The following is a 17,354-nucleotide window of genomic DNA, read 5'->3' as shown; positions in this document are numbered from 1 at the left end:
TTTGCAGGAATTGCCAATTGGCAATTCCCGAATAGGTGGCCTTCATGCAGTCTCCTCCCCAGACCTTATGAACGCAATATCCCGCCAGCAAAGCACGGGGTTTTACGACCTGTCAAAGGTTTTATCCTCTGCTGTCGGTTGTGTTTTGGACCCAAGGTCACATCGGGTTTACCTGTGAAACCGCTTGACCGGCCGCGCGGGGAAAGCCCAAAAGTTAACGTAACTTAGGGAGAGGTCAGGCGCATGAGCGACGCAGGCGGCGGTCCGCTGGAGGGATTGCAGGTTGTAGAGATGGAGGGGCTGGGCCCCTGCCCATTGGCCGGTCAGCTGCTGGCCGATCTGGGGGCTGCGGTCACGGTGATCACCCGCCGCTCTGGCCCACAGGACAAAACGGACATCAACAACCGGGGCAAACGCTCGGTCGCGTTGAACGTGAAACATCCCGAAGGCCTGAAGGCGGCGCAGGCCATTGTGGCACGGGCCGACATTCTGATCGAAGGCTTCCGCCCCGGCGTGATGGAACGGATGGGGCTGGGGCCATCGGACTGCCATGCCTTCAACCCCGGTCTGATCTTTGGCCGCATGACCGGCTGGGGGCAGGACGGGCCGATGGCGCAGATGGCGGGGCATGACATCAACTATCTGGGCCTCACCGGTGTGTTAAACGCCATCGGCACTGCCGAGCGCCCGATCCCGCCGATGAACATCGCGGCCGATTATGGTGGGGGCACCATGTTTCTGTTGCTAGGGGTTCTGTCGGCGCTTTGGGAACGGCAACGCTCGGGTCGCGGGCAGGTTGTGGATGCGGCGATGGTGGACGGGGCACCGGCCTTGATGGCCTTGATCCATGCCATGATTGCGCGCGGTCAGTGGTCTGAACAGCGCGAGGCCAACTGGCTGGACGGTGGTGCACCGTTTTACCGGACCTATGAATGTGCCGATGGCAAACATATCGCGGTTGGCCCGCTGGAGCCGCAGTTCTTTGCCCTGCTGGTGGAGAAAGCCGGCCTGCCCGACGCCCATCGCAGCGATCAAAACGATCCCACCACCTGGGCGGCGCGACGGACGGATTACGCAGAGGTGTTTTGGCAGAAAACCCGCGCCGAATGGGAGGCGCTGTTTGATGGCACCGACGCCTGTGTGACGCCGGTGCTCAGCTGGTCCGAGGCCCCCGATCACCCCCATCTGAAATCCCGCGGCACATTGCAGGAGATTGCGGGCGTCACCCAAGCCGCCCCTGCCCCGCGGTTTGACCGCACCCCCGCGCCAGCCCTGCGCGCGCCCGAAGCCCCCGGAAGCGCCACCGAAGACGTGTTGCGTCAACTGGGTTACAGTGATGAGGCCCTCGCCGATCTGCGTGCGACGGGTGTCCTGACATGAGGTCCTGCCAATGAGTTTACCCACCCAATTGCAAAACCTGCGCCTGCCGCTGATCGGCAGCCCGCTGTTCATCATCTCGAACCCCGATCTGGTGATTGCCCAGTGCAAGGCGGGGATTGTCGGCTCTTTTCCGGCGCTCAATGCCCGCGAAGCGGAAGGCGACCCGATAGAGCTGGACCGCTGGCTGACCCGCATCACCGAAGAGCTGGACCGCCACAATCAGGCTAACCCCGACCAACCGGCCGCGCCTTATGCCGTGAACCAGATCGTGCATCGCTCCAACGCGCGGCTGGAGCGGGATCTGGAGATCTGCGTGAAACACAAGGTGCCGATCTGGATCACCTCGCTGGGCGCGCGGGTGGAGGTCAATGAGGCGGCGCATTCGGTGGGGGGGATCACCCTGCATGACGTGATCGACAACCGTTTTGCCAAGAAGGCGATTGAGAAAGGTGCAGATGGCCTGATCGCCGTGGCCGCGGGTGCCGGTGGTCATGCTGGCAGCCTGTCCCCCTTGGCGCTGATCCAGGAAATTCGCAGTTGGTTTCAGGGGCCGTTGTTCCTGTCGGGGGCCATTGCCACCGGCGACGCGGTGCTGGCGGCGCAGGCGATGGGGGCGGATGGCGGCTATATGGGATCGGCCTTTATTGCCACCGAAGAGGCCAATGCCGATCAACGCTACAAAGAGATGATCACCGAAAGCGGCGCGTCGGATATTGTCTATTCCAACCTGTTCACCGGAGTTTGGGGCAACTACCTGAAACCGTCTATCGCAGCGGCGGGAATGGATCCGGACAACCTGGAACGCTCGGACCCGACAACGATGAACTTTGGCGAGGGGCGCGAGAAACCGAAGAGCTGGAAGGAGATCTGGGGCTCGGGTCAGGGCATCGGCGCGGTGGAGGCGGTGGTGCCTGCCGCGCAGCTGATCGACCGAGTGGCGCGGGAATATGAGGCGGCGCTGAAACGGCTTCAGGCGCAGGCCACGCCCCATCTGTGGCATCCCGACGCCCCGTGATTCTGCGAGTTTCGCTGACAAATTGGAAAGACGAGAGAGGGGTCGCCTGCGGGGCGGCCCCTCATTTCTTTGCCCGCCTCACGAAGAAACAACCATGATTTACAGGACGAAGGGGCCTTGCGGGAGAATACTTCAAGCCTAAAAGATTTAAGCTTGAAATAAATCTGAACCGCGCTACCGTTAGGTTAACAACAGGTGCGACTTGCGCCACTGACAGACCTGCGGGAGGGAAATCCGTGAAAGTCATCTGCCTAGGGGGCGGCCCGGCCGGGCTCTATTTTGCAATCAGCATGAAACTGCGTGACCCCAGCCATGAGGTCACCGTGCTGGAGCGCAACCGTGCCAATGACACCTTTGGTTGGGGCGTTGTGCTGTCTGATGACGCGCTGGAGCGGATGCAGGGCAATGACCCGCAAAGCTGTGACGCGATCCGCGATCACTTTGCCTATTGGGATGACATTGCGGTGGAACACAACGGCGTGCGCACCGTGTCCGGTGGCCATGGCTTTGCCGGCATTGGCCGCAAGGCAATGCTGATCCTGTTGCAGGAACGCGCCCGCGAACTGGGTGTGGATCTGCGGTTTGAGACCGAGTTCAAGACGGCAGAGGAATACCGCCAAGATTACGATCTGGTGGTCGCCGCTGATGGTCTGAATTCGCGGGTGCGGACCGAATACCAAGACGTCTTCAAACCCGACATCGACAATCGCGAGTGCAAGTTCATCTGGCTGGGCACCCATCAGAAATTTGACGACGCCTTTACCTTCATTTTCGAGAAAACCGAACATGGCTGGCTCTGGGCGCATGTCTATCAGTTTGACGACAACACCGCGACGTTCATTGTCGAATGCCAGCAGGAGACCTGGGACAATTGGGGCTTTGAATCCATGTCCAAGGAAGAAACCGTTGAGACCTGCCGCAAGATCTTTGAGAAATACCTGGGTGGTCACGAGCTGATGTCGAACGCGGCGCATTTGCGCGGCTCGGCGGTGTGGATCAACTTCCCGCGGGTGAATTGCGAACAGTGGTATCATGAAAATGTGGTGCTGCTGGGCGATGCCTCGGCCACGGCGCATTTCTCGATCGGGTCTGGGTCGCGTCTGGCCTTTGACAGCGCCATTGCGCTGGCGGATTACGTCAACTCGGAACCGACGCTGGAAGGCGCTTTCAAACGCTATCAGGAAGAACGCCGTCTGGAAGTGTTGCGCCTGCAGTCTGCCGCGCGTAACTCATTGGAATGGTTTGAAGAAGTGGAACGATACCTGGATCAGCATCCGGTGCAGTTCAACTACAACCTGCTGACCCGGTCGCAGCGGATCAGCCATGAAAACCTGCGGCTGCGGGACCCTGAATGGCTGGCCGAGGCCGAACGCTGGTTCCAATCAGAGGCCGGCATGGATGCCGATGCGCCGGCGCGCAAACCGATGTTTGTGCCGTTCAAACTGCGCGATATGGAATTGGCGAACCGCATCGTGGTCTCCCCGATGGCGCAGTATAAGGCGGTGGAGGGCTGCCCAACCGATTGGCATTTTGTACATTACGCCGAACGCGCCAAGGGCGGCGCGGGGCTGGTTTACACCGAAATGACCTGCACCAGCGCCGATGGCCGGATCACCCCCGGTTGCCCCGGCCTCTATGCGCCGGAACATGAGGCGGCGTGGAAACGTCTGGTGGATTTTGTCCATGCGGAAACCGAGGCCAAGATCTGCTGTCAGATCGGCCATGCGGGCCGCAAGGGTTCAACGCAGGTAGGCTGGGAAGAGATGGATGCGCCGTTGCAGGACGGCAATTGGGATTTGGTTTCGGCCTCGGCCATTCCGTGGTCGGCAGGGAATGCAGCGCCGCGTGAGATCACCCGCGCCGAGATGGACCAGATCCGTGACGATTTTGTGCAGGCCACCGAAATGGCTGGGCGCTGTGGCTTTGACATGATCGAGCTGCACGCAGCACATGGCTATCTGATCTCCTCCTTCATCTCGCCCGCTTCGAACCAGCGCGGCGATGAATATGGTGGCAGTCTGGAGAACCGGATGCGCTACCCGCTGGAGGTGTTCAAGGCGATGCGCGCGGTCTGGCCTGAGGGCAAGCCGATGTCGGTGCGGATTTCGGCCAACGACTGGCTGGGCGAGGAGGGCGTCACCCCGCAGGAGGCGGTGGAGATCGCCCGTATGTTCCGCGAAGCCGGTGTGGATATTGTCGACGTCAGCGCCGGTCAAACCTCGGTCGAGGCGCAGCCGGTCTATGGTCGCATGTTCCAGACGCCGTTTTCCAACCGGATCCGCAACGACCTGCAGATCCCGACGATGGCGGTGGGCAACATTTATGAGACCGATCACGCCAACTCGATCCTGCTGGCGGGGCGTGCCGATCTGGTCTGTCTGGCCCGTCCGCATCTGAGCGATCCCTATTGGACGCTGCATGCGGCGGTGGAGATGGGGGATCAGCAGATCCACTGGCCTGCGCCTTACTATGCGGGGCGCGATCAGGCCTATCGTCTGGCGCAAAAGCAGCAGGAGATGATCCGCGTATGACCGATCTCAGCGGAAAACGGGTTCTGATCACCGGCGGCGGTAGCGGCGTCGGGGCCGATGTGGCGCGGGGCTTTGCGGCGGCGGGGGCCGAGGTGGTCATCACCGGCCGTCGTGCAAAGGCTTTGGGCAAGGTGGCTGAGGCCGAAGGCATTCGCGCCGTCAAAGCGGATGTGACCGATGAGGCCTCGGTTCAGGCGATGTTTGCTGCTGCGGGGCCGTGTGATGTGGTGATCGCCAATGCCGGTGCGGCGGATACGGCGCCGTTTGGCCGCACCACGCTGGAGCAGTGGAACGCCATGATGGCGGTCAACCTGACGGGCGTGTTCCTGACCTTACGCGAGGGATTGAACCAGTTTACGGGCTGGGGGCGATTGATTTCGGTCGCGTCGACGGCGGGGCTGAAGGGCTATGGTTATGTCAGCGCCTATACGGCTGCGAAACACGGTGTGGTCGGCATGACCCGCGCGGTGGCGCAGGAGGTGGCGAAGAAACCAGTGACAGTGAACGCGCTGTGCCCCGGCTTTCTGGACAGTGAAATGACCGACCGATCGGTGGCCAATATCATCGACAAGACCGGTATGGATGAAGCCGCGGCCCGCAAGGAGCTGGCCAAACACAACCCGCAGAAACGGCTGATCCAGCCCAGCGAAGTGACGGCGGCGGCGCTGTGGCTGTGTGGGCCGGGATCTGAGGGCATCAACGGGCAGGCGCTGCCCATTGCAGGGGGTGAGCTGTGAGCGAGAGTACGCTTGATACCTCCCACGATACGCCGCTGTCGCAACGTCGGCTGCGCACCTGGATCCGGCTGTTGCGGCTGACCCGCAGCACCGAAAACCACCTGCGGGAATTCCTGCGGGTGAACTATGACACCACCCTGCCCCGTTTCGACGTGGCCGCCGCCCTGCACCGCGAAGCCGCGCCCTTGAAGATGAGCGAGCTGAGCCAGCGTTTGCTGGTCTCAAACGGCAATGCCACCACGGTGGTCGAACGGTTGGAAAAGGACGGTTATGCCAGCCGCACCCCTTCGGCCGAGGATCGCCGTGTGGTGATGGTGGAGCTGACAGAAAAGGGCCGCGCCTGGTTTGAAGAACTGGCCGCCGCCCATGAAGCCGAGGTCGACAAGCTGTTCGCCAGCCTCGGTCATGGCAAACTCGATACAATCCGCAAAATGCTGCATCATCTGGAAGGATCCCAAGATGACAAAAATGGCTGACCTGAGCCCCGAACACTTTATCTGGGAATGGAAAGACCGGATCGCCACGATCCGCCTGAACCGCCCCGACCGCAAGAACCCGCTGACCTTCGACAGCTATGCAGAGCTGCGCGATACCTTCCGCGCCATGGTCTATGCCGAGGATGTGGACGTGGTGATTTTTGCCTCCAACGGCGGCAATTTCTGTTCGGGCGGGGATGTGCATGACATCATCGGCCCGCTGGTTGACATGGATATGAAGGACCTCTTGGCCTTCACCCGTATGACCGGTGATCTGGTCAAGGCGATGATCGGCTGCGGCAAGCCGATTATTGCCGCCGTGGATGGCGTCTGCGTCGGTGCCGGAGCCATCATCGCCATGTCGTCTGACCTGCGGTTGGCAACGCCTGAGGCCAAATGTGGCTTCCTCTTCACCCGTGTGGGTCTGGCGGGCTGCGATATGGGGGCCTGCGCCATGCTGCCCCGGATCATTGGTCAGGGCCGCGCGGCAGAACTGCTTTACACCGGGCGCACGATGAGTGCCACCGAGGGCGAGCGTTGGGGGTTCTGGAACAATCTGCATGACGCTGAGGCGCTGGAAGCTGAGGCCGTGAAACTGGCGCAGCGTCTGGCAGCGGGGCCGACCTTTGCCCACGGGATCACCAAGACGCAGCTGAACCAGGAATGGAACATGGGTCTGGATCAGGCGATCGAGGCCGAGGCGCAGGCACAGGCGATCTGCATGCAGACAACTGATTTCGAACGGGCCTACCGCGCCTTTGTGGCGAAAGAAAAACCTGTGTTTGAGGGCAACTGATGGCGGATAAATCCTTCCTCTCCTGGCCGTTTTTTGACGCAGCGCACGGTGAACGGGCGGCGGCGCTGGATGTCTGGGCGGCCGAGACGCTGGGCAGCATTGACCACAGTGACACCGATGCCGCCTGCCGCGCGCTGGTGGCAAAACTGGGCGCGGGTGGATGGTTGCAGCATTCCGGTGCCGAAGGGGATGACAGGCTGGATGTACGCACCCTTTGCCTGATCCGCGAAACATTGGCGCGGCATGACGGGCTGGCCGATTTTGCCTTTGCGATGCAGGGGCTTGGCACGGGGGCCATTTCGCTTTTTGGCACCGAAGAACAGAAATCCCACTGGCTACCACTCACGCGGTCGGGGCAGGCGATTTCCGCTTTTGCCCTGACCGAACCTCAGTCGGGATCGGACGTGGCCAATTCCACCATGACGGCCGTGCGGGATGGGGAGGACTATATCCTCAACGGTGAAAAGACCTGGATTTCAAACGGTGGCATTGCGGACGTTTACACGCTTTTCGCCCGCACCGGAGAGGCACCGGGGGCGAAGGGGCTGTCGGCCTTCATCGTGCCTGCGGGTCTGCCCGGCTTTGAGGTGGTGGAGCGGTTGGAAACCATCGCACCGCATCCGCTGGCGACGCTGCGGTTCACCGATTGCCGCATTCCGGCCAGCGCCATGATCGGCGCGCCGGGGGCGGGGTTCAAAATTGCCATGTCGGTGCTGGATGTGTTCCGCTCGACCGTGGCAGCGGCGGCCTTGGGCTTTGCCCGTCGGGCATTGGATGAGGCCTTGAGCCGTGTCCAGACCCGTGAGGTGCAGGGCGCGCCACTGTTTGAATTGCAGATGGTGCAGGGCCACATCGCCGATATGGCGCTGGAGGTTGATGCCGCTGCCCTGCTGGTCTACCGCGCCGCCTGGGCCAAAGACATGGGCGCCCCGCGTGTCACCCGCGAGGCGGCGATGGCGAAACTGTTTGCCACCGATCAGGCACAGCAGATCATCGACCGCGCCGTGCAGCTGCATGGCGGCGACGGGGTGAAATCCGGCGAGACCGTCGAGAAACTTTACAGAGAGATCAGAGCGTTGCGCATCTATGAGGGAGCATCAGATGTGCAGCGTGTGGTCATTGCCAGACAGGCGATGGCCAATCATTTGGGAGGATGAGCCATGTTGGGACCAAGCGCCCACATCGATACTTTTGCCCGCGACGGGCTGCCGCCACAGGAGGAATGGCCGCAGTTTCTGTTGGAGGGCTTTGATTACCCTGAGCACTTGAACGCCGGGGTGGAGCTGACCGATGCGATGGTGGCCAAAGGCTTTGGCGATCATACCGCGCTGATCGGCAACGGGCGGCGCCGCACCTACAAGGAGTTAACCGACTGGACCAACCGGCTGGCCCATGTACTGGTCGAGGATCTGGGGGTGAAGCCCGGCAACCGGGTGCTGATCCGTTCGGCCAACAATCCGGCAATGGTGGCCTGCTGGCTGGCGGCAACCAAAGTGGGGGCTGTGGTGGTCAACACCATGCCGATGCTGCGGGCGGTGGAACTGGGCAAGATCGTCGATAAGGCTGAAATCACCCATGCGCTCTGCGATACACGGTTGAAGGATGAACTGGTGGCCTGCGCCAAGGAGAGCCGGTTCCTGAAAACCGTTGTGGGTTTTGACGGCACTTCCAACCACGACGCCGAGCTGGACCGGTTGGCGCTGGAAAAACCGGTGCAGTTTGACGCTGTTGAAACGGGGCGGGATGATGTGGCGCTCTTGGGCTTTACCTCGGGCACCACGGGGGAACCGAAGGCGACGATGCATTTCCACCGGGATTTGCTGATCATCGCCGATGGCTATGCCCGCGAGGTTCTGGGCGTGACGCCAGAGGATATCTTTGTCGGCTCGCCACCTTTGGCCTTTACCTTTGGCCTTGGTGGACTGGCGATTTTCCCGCTGCGGTTTGGCGCGGCGGCGACCCTGCTGGAAAATGCCTCCCCGCCGAATATGATTGAGATCATTGAGAAATATAGGGCGACGGTCTGTTTCACTGCGCCCACAGCCTACCGGGTGATGTTGCAGGCGATGGAGGAAGGTGCGGACCTCAGCTCGCTCCGGGCGGCGGTGTCGGCGGGGGAAACGCTGCCCGCCCCGATCTATACCGAGTGGCAGGAGAAGACCGGCAAACCAATGCTGGACGGCATCGGCGCAACCGAGATGCTGCATATCTTTGTCACCAACCGGTTTGACGATCACCAGCCCGCTTGTACGGGGCGTCCGGTGACAGGCTATCAGGCCAAGGTGGTGGATGACGCGATGAATGAGGTGGCAGATGGCGAGGTGGGCCGTCTGGCGGTGCGCGGCCCAACGGGCTGCCGCTATCTGAACGATGACCGGCAGGGCAAATATGTCCGCGACGGCTGGAACATCACCGGCGACAGTTTCACCCGCGACGCCGACGGCTACTTCCATTTTGCCGCGCGCAATGACGACATGATCATCTCTTCCGGCTACAACATTGCCGGCCCCGAAGTGGAGGCGGCGCTGCTGTCCCATGCGGCGGTCTGCGAATGTGGCGTGGTCGGTGCACCGGATGCGGAGCGTGGCCATATCGTGGAGGCTCATGTGGTGCTGAACGAGGGGTTTAAGGCTGATGAGGAGACGGCCAAAGCCCTGCAGGACCATGTGAAGGCGGTGATTGCACCGTTCAAATATCCCCGCAGCGTGCAGTTCCGCGACGCCCTGCCAAAAACGGCCACGGGCAAGATCCAGCGGTTCCAGCTGCGTGCAGAAAGTGAGAGGTAGCAAGACCAATTCAGAAATATCGTTCCCAAACAGCGCCCTAGAGTAGTTGGCAGCGACAATAAGCTTGACTTCTCTTGGGAGGGGCGAAGGGTGGAAGCGTGAGTTTCAAAAGCAATAGCAAAGACTAAACGGGAGGATCCAACAATGAAATTCAAGTCTCTGGTCATGGCCGCGTCCATGGCAGCAATGGCCGCCGCCGGTGCGGTACAGGCCGAAGGTGTGAAGGTCGGAATGATCACCACCCTCTCCGGCGGTGGCGCCGGTCTGGGCATCGACGTGCGTGACGGCTTTATGCTGGCGGTGAACCAAGCGGGCCGCAGCGATCTGGAAGTGGTGATCGAGGATGACCAGCGCAAACCGGATATCGCGGTGCAGCTGGCCGACAAGATGATCCAGTCCGAAAAGGTGGACGTGATGACCGGTATCATCTGGTCGAACCTTGCAATGGCTGTGGTGCCTGCCGCGACCGCGCAGGGCAAGATCTACCTGTCGCCCAACGCAGGTCCGTCGCCGCTGGCCGGCAAAGGCTGCCACCAGAACTACTTCAACGTGGCCTGGCAGAACGACAACCTACACGAAGCCGCCGGGGCCTTTGCCAATGGCGATGGTCTGAAGAATAGCTTCATTCTGGCGCCGAACTATCCGGCGGGCAAAGACGCGCTGACCGGCTACAAACGCTTCTACGAAGGCGATCTGGCGGGCGAAGTTTACACCAAACTGGGCCAGACCGACTATGCGGCTGAAATCGCGCAGATCCGGGCCTCGGGTGCCGACAGCGTCTATTTCTTCCTGCCCGGCGGCATGGGGATTTCCTTCCTCAAGCAATATGCCGACAGCGGTGTGGACCTGCCGGTAGTGGGTCCTGCCTTCTCGTTTGATCAGGGTATCCTGCAGGCGGTGGGTGACGCGGCGCTGGGTGTGAAGAACACCAGCCAGTGGAACAAGGACATCGACAATGCGGCCAACGCGGCCTTTGTCGCCTCGTTCCAGGAAGCCTATGGTCGTCTGCCGTCGCTTTACGCAAGCCAGGGCTTTGACACCGCCAACCTGCTGATTTCGGCGATGGATAAGGCTGACATCAAAGACGGTGATGCCTTCCGCGCAGCGCTGAAAGCGGCGGAGTTTGACTCGGTCCGGGGTGATTTCAAATTTGGTGCAAACAACCACCCGATCCAGAACATCTATGTTCGTGAAGTGATCAAAGAGGGTGACGTCTACACCAACAAGATCATCGCCACCGGTCTGTCTGACCACGCGGACGCCTATGCGGCTGACTGCAAAATGTAAGTCCTAAGCGGGTCGCCCCCCGAACCGCGGGCGGGCGCCCCCATCTCTTAGCAAGAAAACTCTCATGTCCATCATCCTACTCATCGAACAGGCGCTGAACGGCCTACAGTTTGGCGTGATGCTCTTCCTTATGGCTGCCGGTCTGACGCTGATCTTCGGCGTTATGGGGCTGATCAATCTGGCGCATGGCTCGCTCTACATGGTTGGGGCCTTTGCCGCCGCTGCCACTGCTGCGGCCACGGGATCCTTCCTGCTGGCGCTGGTGGCAAGCCTTGTCTTTGCGGCCTTTGCCGGCGTCATCGTGGAAACCGTGGTGATCCGACGGCTTTATGACCGCGATCATCTGGACCAAGTTCTGGCGACCTTTGCCCTTGTGCTGATGTTTTCCGAAGGCACCCGCTGGGCCTTTGGATCCTTCCCGCTGTTTCTGGACAAGCCCGAGTGGCTGTCGGGCACGGTGATGCTGCCTTTCGGGATCGAATATTCGCTCTACCGTCTGACCATCATTCTGGTGGGTCTGGCTGTAGCGGCGGGTCTGTTCTGGATGATTGCACGCACCCGTATCGGCATCCGTATCCGCGCCGGTGAAAACGACCGCGAGATGATTGCGGCCTTGGGTGTGAATATCTCGATGCTTTACACGCTGGTGTTTGCCCTTGGCGCAGCATTGGCCGGATTTGCCGGAGCGCTGATCGGCGCGATCCAATCGGTGCAGGTGGGCATGGGCGAGCCGGTGCTGATCCTGGCCTTTGTGGTCATCGTGATCGGCGGCATCGGATCGATCAAAGGGGCCTTTTTAGGCGCCATTCTGGTGGGCATGACCGACACATTGGGCCGTCAGCTGCTGCCGATGTTCTTTGGCCTTTTCATGGAGCCAGCCGCCGCCACCTCCACCGGGGCCTCACTGGCCTCGATGGCGATCTATCTGTTGATGGCGGGCGTGTTGCTGTTCCGTCCCAAAGGCCTGTTCGGAGGGGCATGAGATGAAACGTGAAACCCTTTTGAACCTTGGCCTGATGGCGGCGTTGCTGGCCTTCCCGCTGTGGGCCTATCAGGCGGATGAGCCGTTTCTGATCACGCTGACAACCCGCGCGGTGATCTTTGCCATTGCCGGTGTGGGGCTGAACTTTGCCCTTGGTTTTGGCGGGTTGGTCAGCTTTGGCCATGCGGCGTTCTTCGGGCTGGGCGGCTATGCGATGGGCATTCTGGCCTATCACGCGCAGACCTACACACCCCTGTTGGAGGCGCCTTTCCTGATCGAGGGCACCAAGTCGATGCCGGTGATCTGGCTGGTGGCGGTGGTGATTTCCGCAATCATGGCGCTGGCCATCGGCGCACTGTCGCTGCGCACCACCGGTGTTTACTTCATCATGATCACGCTGGCCTTTGCGCAGATGTTTTACTATTTCGCCAACTCCTGGCCGACCTATGGCGGCGAGGATGGGCTGTCGATCTACATCCGCAATGACTTCCCCGGTCTGAACACGATGGACCCGATCCAGTTCTACATGATCTGCTATGTCATCCTTGCGCTGGTGTTGGGTTTTGTCTGGGCCGCGGCCCGGTCGCCCTTTGGCCTGATGCTAGGGGCCGCACGTCAGAATGAGGAACGGGTGCAGGCCGTGGGGCAGACGCCGTATCGGCTGTATCTGGTGGCCTTCACCATTTCCGGGGCGATCACCGGCCTGGCGGGCGCATTGTTTGCCGATCTGAACCGGTTTGTCAGCCCGACGATGTTTGCCTGGAACATGTCCGGTGAGATCATGATCTTTGTCATCCTAGGCGGTGTGGGCCGAGTCTTTGGCCCTGTGGCCGGTGCGGCGCTGTTTATCCTGCTGGAGCATATGCTGGGCGGTCTGAGCGAGTTCTGGCACGTCTATCTGGGCGCAATTCTTCTGGGTGTGGTGCTGTTTGCCCGTGGCGGCCTTTACGGTCTGATTGCAGGACGGGAGGTGGCCCATGACTAAGCCGATCCTTGATGTCAAAGGCATCTCCAAAAGCTTTGGCGCGCTGAAGGCGTCCAACAACATCACGCTGGACCTGAAACCGGGGGAAATCCACGCGCTGATCGGGCCGAACGGGGCGGGCAAATCCACCCTGATCAAACAGATCGCCGGTGGGCTGACCCCGGATGAGGGATCCGTCTGGTTCGACGGGCGGGACGTCAGCGCCCTGTCCACCGCCGAACGCGCTCAAAAAGGTATGGGGCGGACGTTCCAGATTTCATCGCTGGCGATGGAATACACTGTGTTGCAGAACGTGGTTCTGGGCGCACAGGGTCATCGCGGTGACGTCTTTCGCTTTTTCCGTCCGGTGATGAAGGACAAGCAGCTGCTGGCCACTGCGCGCGACGCGCTGGCACAGGTCGGGCTGGAGGAGTTTGCCAATTTCCGCACCTCAGAACTGTCGCATGGCCAACGCCGCCAGCTGGAGGTCGCCGTGGCGCTGACCCTGTCGCCCAAGGCCTTCCTGATGGATGAGCCGATGGCCGGTCTGGGCGCGGAAGGCTCGCACCGGTTGATGGGGTTCCTTGGCGGGCTGCGTCAGCAGGCGCCGATCCTTCTGGTGGAACATGACATGGACGCGGTCTTTGCCCTCGCGGATCGTATTTCGGTGCTGGTCTACGGTGAAATCATCGCCACCGGCAGCGTTGATGAAATTCGCGGCAACGCTCAGGTGCGCAGCGCCTATCTTGGGGAGGAGGACGCATGAGCCTGCTGAAACTATCCCATATCTCTGCCTTCTATGGCCCCTCGCAAGCGCTGTTTGACGTGCATCTGGACGTCGAAGAAGGTCAGGTTGTGGCGCTGATGGGGCGCAACGGCATGGGCAAATCCACCACCGTGAAGGTGATCTGCCGGATGCTGAAAAACCGCGGCGGTGCTGTTGTGTTTGACGGTCAGGACATGGCCCGCCAGCCCTCGCATAAGGCAGCGCAGGCGGGCATTGGTCTGGTGCCGGAAGGCCGCCGTTGTTTTGCCCAGCTAACCGTTTATGAAAACCTGATTGCGGCGGCGCGCCCCGGCGAATGGGATTTCGCCAAGGTCTCAGAACTGTTCCCACGTTTGGCGGAACGGCGTGACCAGCAGGCCTCGTCCCTGTCGGGCGGCGAGCAGCAGATGCTGGCCATTGGCCGCGCGCTGATGACCAACCCCCGCCTGTTGATCCTGGATGAAGCGACCGAGGGGCTGGCCCCCGTGGTGCGGCAGGAAATCTGGGCCGCCATTGCCCGCCTCAAGGCCGAAACCGGTCTGGCCATCATCGTGATCGACAAATCCATCAAGGAGTTGGCCACGGTGGCGGACAAGGCGGTGATCCTTGAGAAAGGCAAATCGGTCTGGTCCGGCGACTTCACCGCGCTGACGCCAGAAATCACCGATCAGTATTTGGGGGTCTGAGGTGATGGCGTTCGACATGGTCCAAAAGGTGCTGTTCAAACACTGTGATCCGGCGGGGATTGTGTTTTATCCCCGCTATTTTGAAATGATCAACGACTGCGTCGAAGCCTTCTTTGATCATCTGGGTCACCCGTTTGAAACGCTGCATAAAACGGGCGCCGTGCCGACCGCCGAAATCTCCACCCGTTTCACCGCGCCCAGCCGCCATGGCGATCTGCTGACCCTTGGGCTGGATGTGACCCGCCTTGGCCGCAGTTCGCTGGGCCTGATCCTCACCGCGCGCTGCGCTGGTGAAACCCGCTTTACCGCCAGTTCTACGCTGGTCTACATCACGCCGGAGGGGCGCCCTGCCCCCTGGCCCGAGGCGCTGCGTGCCTCGCTTGAACCTCATGTGAAAGGACAGGAAAATGGCGAATGAGATCATTCAGCCCGACGGATGGGCCCCTGCCAAAGGCTACGCCAATGGCGTCTTGGACAAAAACGGTGTGCTCTATGTGGGTGGCCAGATCGGCTGGGACGAAAATCAGATCTTCCAGAGCCAGGATTTCATCGGCCAGATGGAACAGGCGCTGGTGAACATCCGGGCCGTGGTCGAAAAGGCCGGTGGCAAGGTCGAAGATATCACCCGTCTGACCTGGTATATTACTGATAAGAAAGAATACCTCGCCCGTCAGCGCGAAGTCGGCGAAGCCTACCGCCGCGTGCTGGGCCGCCACTTCCCTGCCATGGCGATGGTGGTGGTTGCGGGCCTTATCGAGGACGAGGCGCTGGTTGAGGTGGAAGCCACCGCAACGCTGGGCGGCTGAGCCGCTTCTGACACCAAGGGAGGCGCACAATGATTGCCTATGTGACCGTTGGGGCCGATGACATGGCCACCGCCAAACGGTTCTACTGCGCCTTTTTGCCCGCCCTTGGCTATGGCCTGCGAGAAGGGCCGGAGGGCCTGAGCTTTGCCCTCCCCGTGCCCGAGGGCCAGCGCCCGCTGTTGCCCGATTTCTATGTCAAACCCACCTTCAACGGGCAGCCAGCCACCGCAGGCAATGGCGCGATGGTGGCGTTTGAGGCGGATACACAGGCCGCGGTGCGTCAGCTTCATACCGCCGCATTGGCCGCAGGCGGTAGCGACGAAGGGGCACCCGGCTTTCGCGCCGCCTATGGCCCGAATTTCTATGTCGGCTACCTGCGTGACCCGCAGGGCAACAAGATCGCTCTGTTTGCGTCCAACCCCAACGAACCGGGGCGCGACGGCTGACGCTCTGCGCGCTGGCGCAAACTTGCCCAACCTTGCTGGTGCTAATTCCGACCTCCGGTTGTTTTCCGGCCACCGCGATCCTATCTGGCTCAGATGACTGGTTCAGACAACACCGCCCGGCTGCGCAAAATGATGGCCGCCTATGAAGGCCCACAGCACAGTGTGGTTGGCATGCAGCTGCACGATGGCTGCGCCCAGTACCTGATGGTGCAACCACCCCTCGATCAGCCCCCACCAGCGCCCCTCGCCCCCGAAGCGCTGTTTTTTGAGATCGGCTCGATCACCAAAGTGTTCACCGCCATCCTGCTCTGCCATCTGGTTGAGGAGGGCATGGTGGATCCCCAGGCGCCGCTGCGCGAGATAGCGCCGGAGCTGGCGGAGGTGCCGGATTGGATCACTGCGGAACGGTTAAGTGCGCACACCAGCGGATTGCCCCGGATCCATGTGCCGCTCTGGAAGGCGCTGCTGCGCCCGTTGCCCGCCGATCCCTATGCGACCTTCTCACTGGCTGACCTGCTGGACTGGCTGCAGCGCTGGCGTCACTCCCCCGCCTGCAAAGCGCCCAGAAAACTGCGCCACGGTTATTCCAACCTGGGGGTGGGCCTTTTGGGGGAAGCATTGGCGCTCAGGACCGGACAGCCCTATCTGGCGCTCTTGCAGGACAGGCTCCTCAATCCGCTTGGGCTGACAGACACCGGTGTGACTCTGTCAGCGGACCAGCAGAGACGTTTCCAACAGCCGCGCAGGCCCAGAGGCAAGCCAGTGCTGCCCTGGACCTTCCAGGCCATCGCAGCCGCGGGGTGCCTGCGGTCCACGGCAGGTGATCTGGCGCGGTTTGCAGCAGCGGTGATCAAAGCCCATCGCGCGCCGGAAACTCCGTTGGACCGGGCAATCTGCCGCGCCAGCCAGCCGGTCTTTGGCCTTGGGCCCAAGGACCATACCACACCGGCCGCGCAGTGTTCCGGCTGGTTGCAGCTACAACTGGACCCGGCGCGGCCCCGCTATCTCTTTCACGATGGCGCCACCGCAGGCTCCACCGCTGCGCTCTACATCTGTCCCGAGGCGGGCAAGGCCTGTGCAATCCTGTCCAACAACGGCATCGCGGCCAGTCTGTGGCGAGCGCTGAAGCTGGAGGGTTCGAACCAGCGCAGACAGGCCGCAGAGCTATTCGCCGACCTGCACTAGCGCCGCCTCCCTGTAAACGCGCCGCCCCTCCGCTTTCATCTTGCCAAAAAAACTCTGGGGTGAGCCGCCCCGCGGCGAGGGGCAACGCCCCTCTCTGACCTTCCTGGCGCCCTCAACTCGCCGATTTGGCTGCGAGATCGGCCAGGATCGGGCAATCGGGGCGGTCATCGCCTGCACAGGATGAAACCAGATCCGCCAAGGTATTGCGCATCTGTTGCAGCTCGGCCAGCTTGGCATCGATCGCAACCAGATGTTCCGAGGCAATGGACTTCACGTCCGACGATGCCCGGCCGCGATCCTCGTAAAGCGTCATCAGGTTGCGGCAGTCCTCAATCGAAAACCCCAGCGCCCGGGCGCGGCCCAGAAAGGCCAGTTTGTGCAAGTCGCTTTCGCGAAACGAACGGTAGCCGTTGGCCGAACGGGCCGGGGCCACAAGGCCGATGTCTTCGTAGTAGCGGATGGTTTTGGCGGGCAGGCCTGCGCGTTTGGCAACTTCGGAGATGTTCATGGC

The 17,354-nt window shown here is 61.5% G+C and carries 18 protein-coding genes; 17 read left to right on the top strand and 1 reads right to left on the bottom strand.

Translation table 11 applies throughout. From position 1 onward, the window contains the following. Window positions 1–243: 243 nt before the first annotated feature. From SIC14_RS11095 to SIC14_RS11015, 17 genes are all read left to right on the top strand, one after another. A complete protein-coding gene (locus tag SIC14_RS11095; RefSeq protein ID WP_412561999.1) occupies window positions 244–1,380 on the top strand; it encodes a CaiB/BaiF CoA transferase family protein in 1,137 nt (378 codons plus the stop codon). Window positions 1,381–1,390: 10 nt separating this feature from the next. Next, window positions 1,391–2,395: an NAD(P)H-dependent flavin oxidoreductase gene (locus SIC14_RS11090; protein ID WP_412561998.1), complete on the top strand. Its 1,005-nt coding sequence runs from the start codon at window positions 1,391–1,393 to the stop codon at window positions 2,393–2,395. A 236-nt stretch (window positions 2,396–2,631) separates the two neighbouring features. Next, window positions 2,632–4,926, top strand: a complete 2,295-nt coding sequence (locus SIC14_RS11085) for a bifunctional salicylyl-CoA 5-hydroxylase/oxidoreductase (RefSeq protein ID WP_412561997.1) — start codon at window positions 2,632–2,634, stop codon at window positions 4,924–4,926. Next, window positions 4,923–5,663 (top strand): SDR family NAD(P)-dependent oxidoreductase, encoded by a 741-nt coding sequence (locus SIC14_RS11080; protein WP_412561996.1) that lies wholly within the window; start codon window positions 4,923–4,925, stop codon window positions 5,661–5,663. The genes SIC14_RS11085 and SIC14_RS11080 overlap by 4 nt, the downstream gene beginning before the upstream one ends. Then, on the top strand, window positions 5,660–6,139 hold the full coding sequence (locus SIC14_RS11075) for a MarR family winged helix-turn-helix transcriptional regulator (protein ID WP_412561995.1): 480 nt from the start codon (window positions 5,660–5,662) through the stop codon (window positions 6,137–6,139). Before SIC14_RS11080 ends, SIC14_RS11075 begins: the two co-directional genes overlap by 4 nt. Next, a complete protein-coding gene (locus tag SIC14_RS11070) occupies window positions 6,123–6,935 on the top strand; it encodes an enoyl-CoA hydratase family protein (RefSeq protein ID WP_412561994.1) in 813 nt (270 codons plus the stop codon). The genes SIC14_RS11075 and SIC14_RS11070 overlap by 17 nt, the downstream gene beginning before the upstream one ends. Further along, complete coding sequence (locus SIC14_RS11065) at window positions 6,935–8,092, top strand: acyl-CoA dehydrogenase family protein (RefSeq protein ID WP_412561993.1); 1,158 nt, start codon at window positions 6,935–6,937, stop codon at window positions 8,090–8,092. Before SIC14_RS11070 ends, SIC14_RS11065 begins: the two co-directional genes overlap by 1 nt. A gap of 3 nt (window positions 8,093–8,095) precedes the next feature. After that, window positions 8,096–9,721: an AMP-binding protein gene (locus SIC14_RS11060; protein ID WP_412561992.1), complete on the top strand. Its 1,626-nt coding sequence runs from the start codon at window positions 8,096–8,098 to the stop codon at window positions 9,719–9,721. Between the two features lie 144 nt (window positions 9,722–9,865). Then, a complete protein-coding gene (locus SIC14_RS11055) occupies window positions 9,866–11,008 on the top strand; it encodes an ABC transporter substrate-binding protein (protein ID WP_412561991.1) in 1,143 nt (380 codons plus the stop codon). 64 nt (window positions 11,009–11,072) lie between these two features. Continuing rightward, the gene (locus SIC14_RS11050; protein ID WP_412561990.1) at window positions 11,073–11,990 is read left to right on the top strand and encodes a branched-chain amino acid ABC transporter permease; all 918 of its coding nucleotides are present in this window, start codon (window positions 11,073–11,075) and stop codon (window positions 11,988–11,990) included. A 1-nt stretch (window position 11,991) separates the two neighbouring features. Beyond that, on the top strand, window positions 11,992–12,975 hold the full coding sequence (locus SIC14_RS11045) for a branched-chain amino acid ABC transporter permease (RefSeq protein WP_412561989.1): 984 nt from the start codon (window positions 11,992–11,994) through the stop codon (window positions 12,973–12,975). After that, window positions 12,968–13,720 carry an ABC transporter ATP-binding protein gene (locus SIC14_RS11040; RefSeq protein ID WP_412561988.1) on the top strand — a complete coding sequence of 251 codons (753 nt, stop codon included), beginning with the start codon at window positions 12,968–12,970 and terminating at the stop codon, window positions 13,718–13,720. Before SIC14_RS11045 ends, SIC14_RS11040 begins: the two co-directional genes overlap by 8 nt. Beyond that, complete coding sequence (locus tag SIC14_RS11035; protein WP_412561987.1) at window positions 13,717–14,406, top strand: ABC transporter ATP-binding protein; 690 nt, start codon at window positions 13,717–13,719, stop codon at window positions 14,404–14,406. Before SIC14_RS11040 ends, SIC14_RS11035 begins: the two co-directional genes overlap by 4 nt. A 4-nt stretch (window positions 14,407–14,410) precedes the next feature. Beyond that, a complete protein-coding gene (locus tag SIC14_RS11030; protein WP_412561986.1) occupies window positions 14,411–14,824 on the top strand; it encodes an acyl-CoA thioesterase in 414 nt (137 codons plus the stop codon). Next, the gene (locus tag SIC14_RS11025) at window positions 14,814–15,212 is read left to right on the top strand and encodes a RidA family protein (RefSeq protein ID WP_412561985.1); all 399 of its coding nucleotides are present in this window, start codon (window positions 14,814–14,816) and stop codon (window positions 15,210–15,212) included. The genes SIC14_RS11030 and SIC14_RS11025 overlap by 11 nt, the downstream gene beginning before the upstream one ends. Before the next feature lie 29 nt (window positions 15,213–15,241). Further along, on the top strand, window positions 15,242–15,658 hold the full coding sequence (locus SIC14_RS11020; RefSeq protein WP_412561984.1) for a VOC family protein: 417 nt from the start codon (window positions 15,242–15,244) through the stop codon (window positions 15,656–15,658). A 93-nt stretch (window positions 15,659–15,751) separates the two neighbouring features. Next, window positions 15,752–16,843, top strand: a complete 1,092-nt coding sequence (locus tag SIC14_RS11015) for a serine hydrolase domain-containing protein (RefSeq protein WP_412561983.1) — start codon at window positions 15,752–15,754, stop codon at window positions 16,841–16,843. Between the two features lie 112 nt (window positions 16,844–16,955). On the opposite strand, the gene cueR is transcribed toward SIC14_RS11015, so the two are convergent. Beyond that, on the bottom strand, window positions 16,956–17,351 hold the full coding sequence (cueR, locus tag SIC14_RS11010; RefSeq protein WP_412561982.1) for a Cu(I)-responsive transcriptional regulator: 396 nt from the start codon (window positions 17,349–17,351) through the stop codon (window positions 16,956–16,958). Window positions 17,352–17,354 lie beyond the last annotated feature (3 nt).

Origin of the sequence: Thalassobius sp. MITS945101, from assembly GCF_047123305.1 — a bacterium.
In the GTDB taxonomy this organism is placed as follows: domain Bacteria; phylum Pseudomonadota; class Alphaproteobacteria; order Rhodobacterales; family Rhodobacteraceae; genus Thalassobius.
This window is presented reverse-complemented; position numbering and strand designations above follow the sequence as displayed.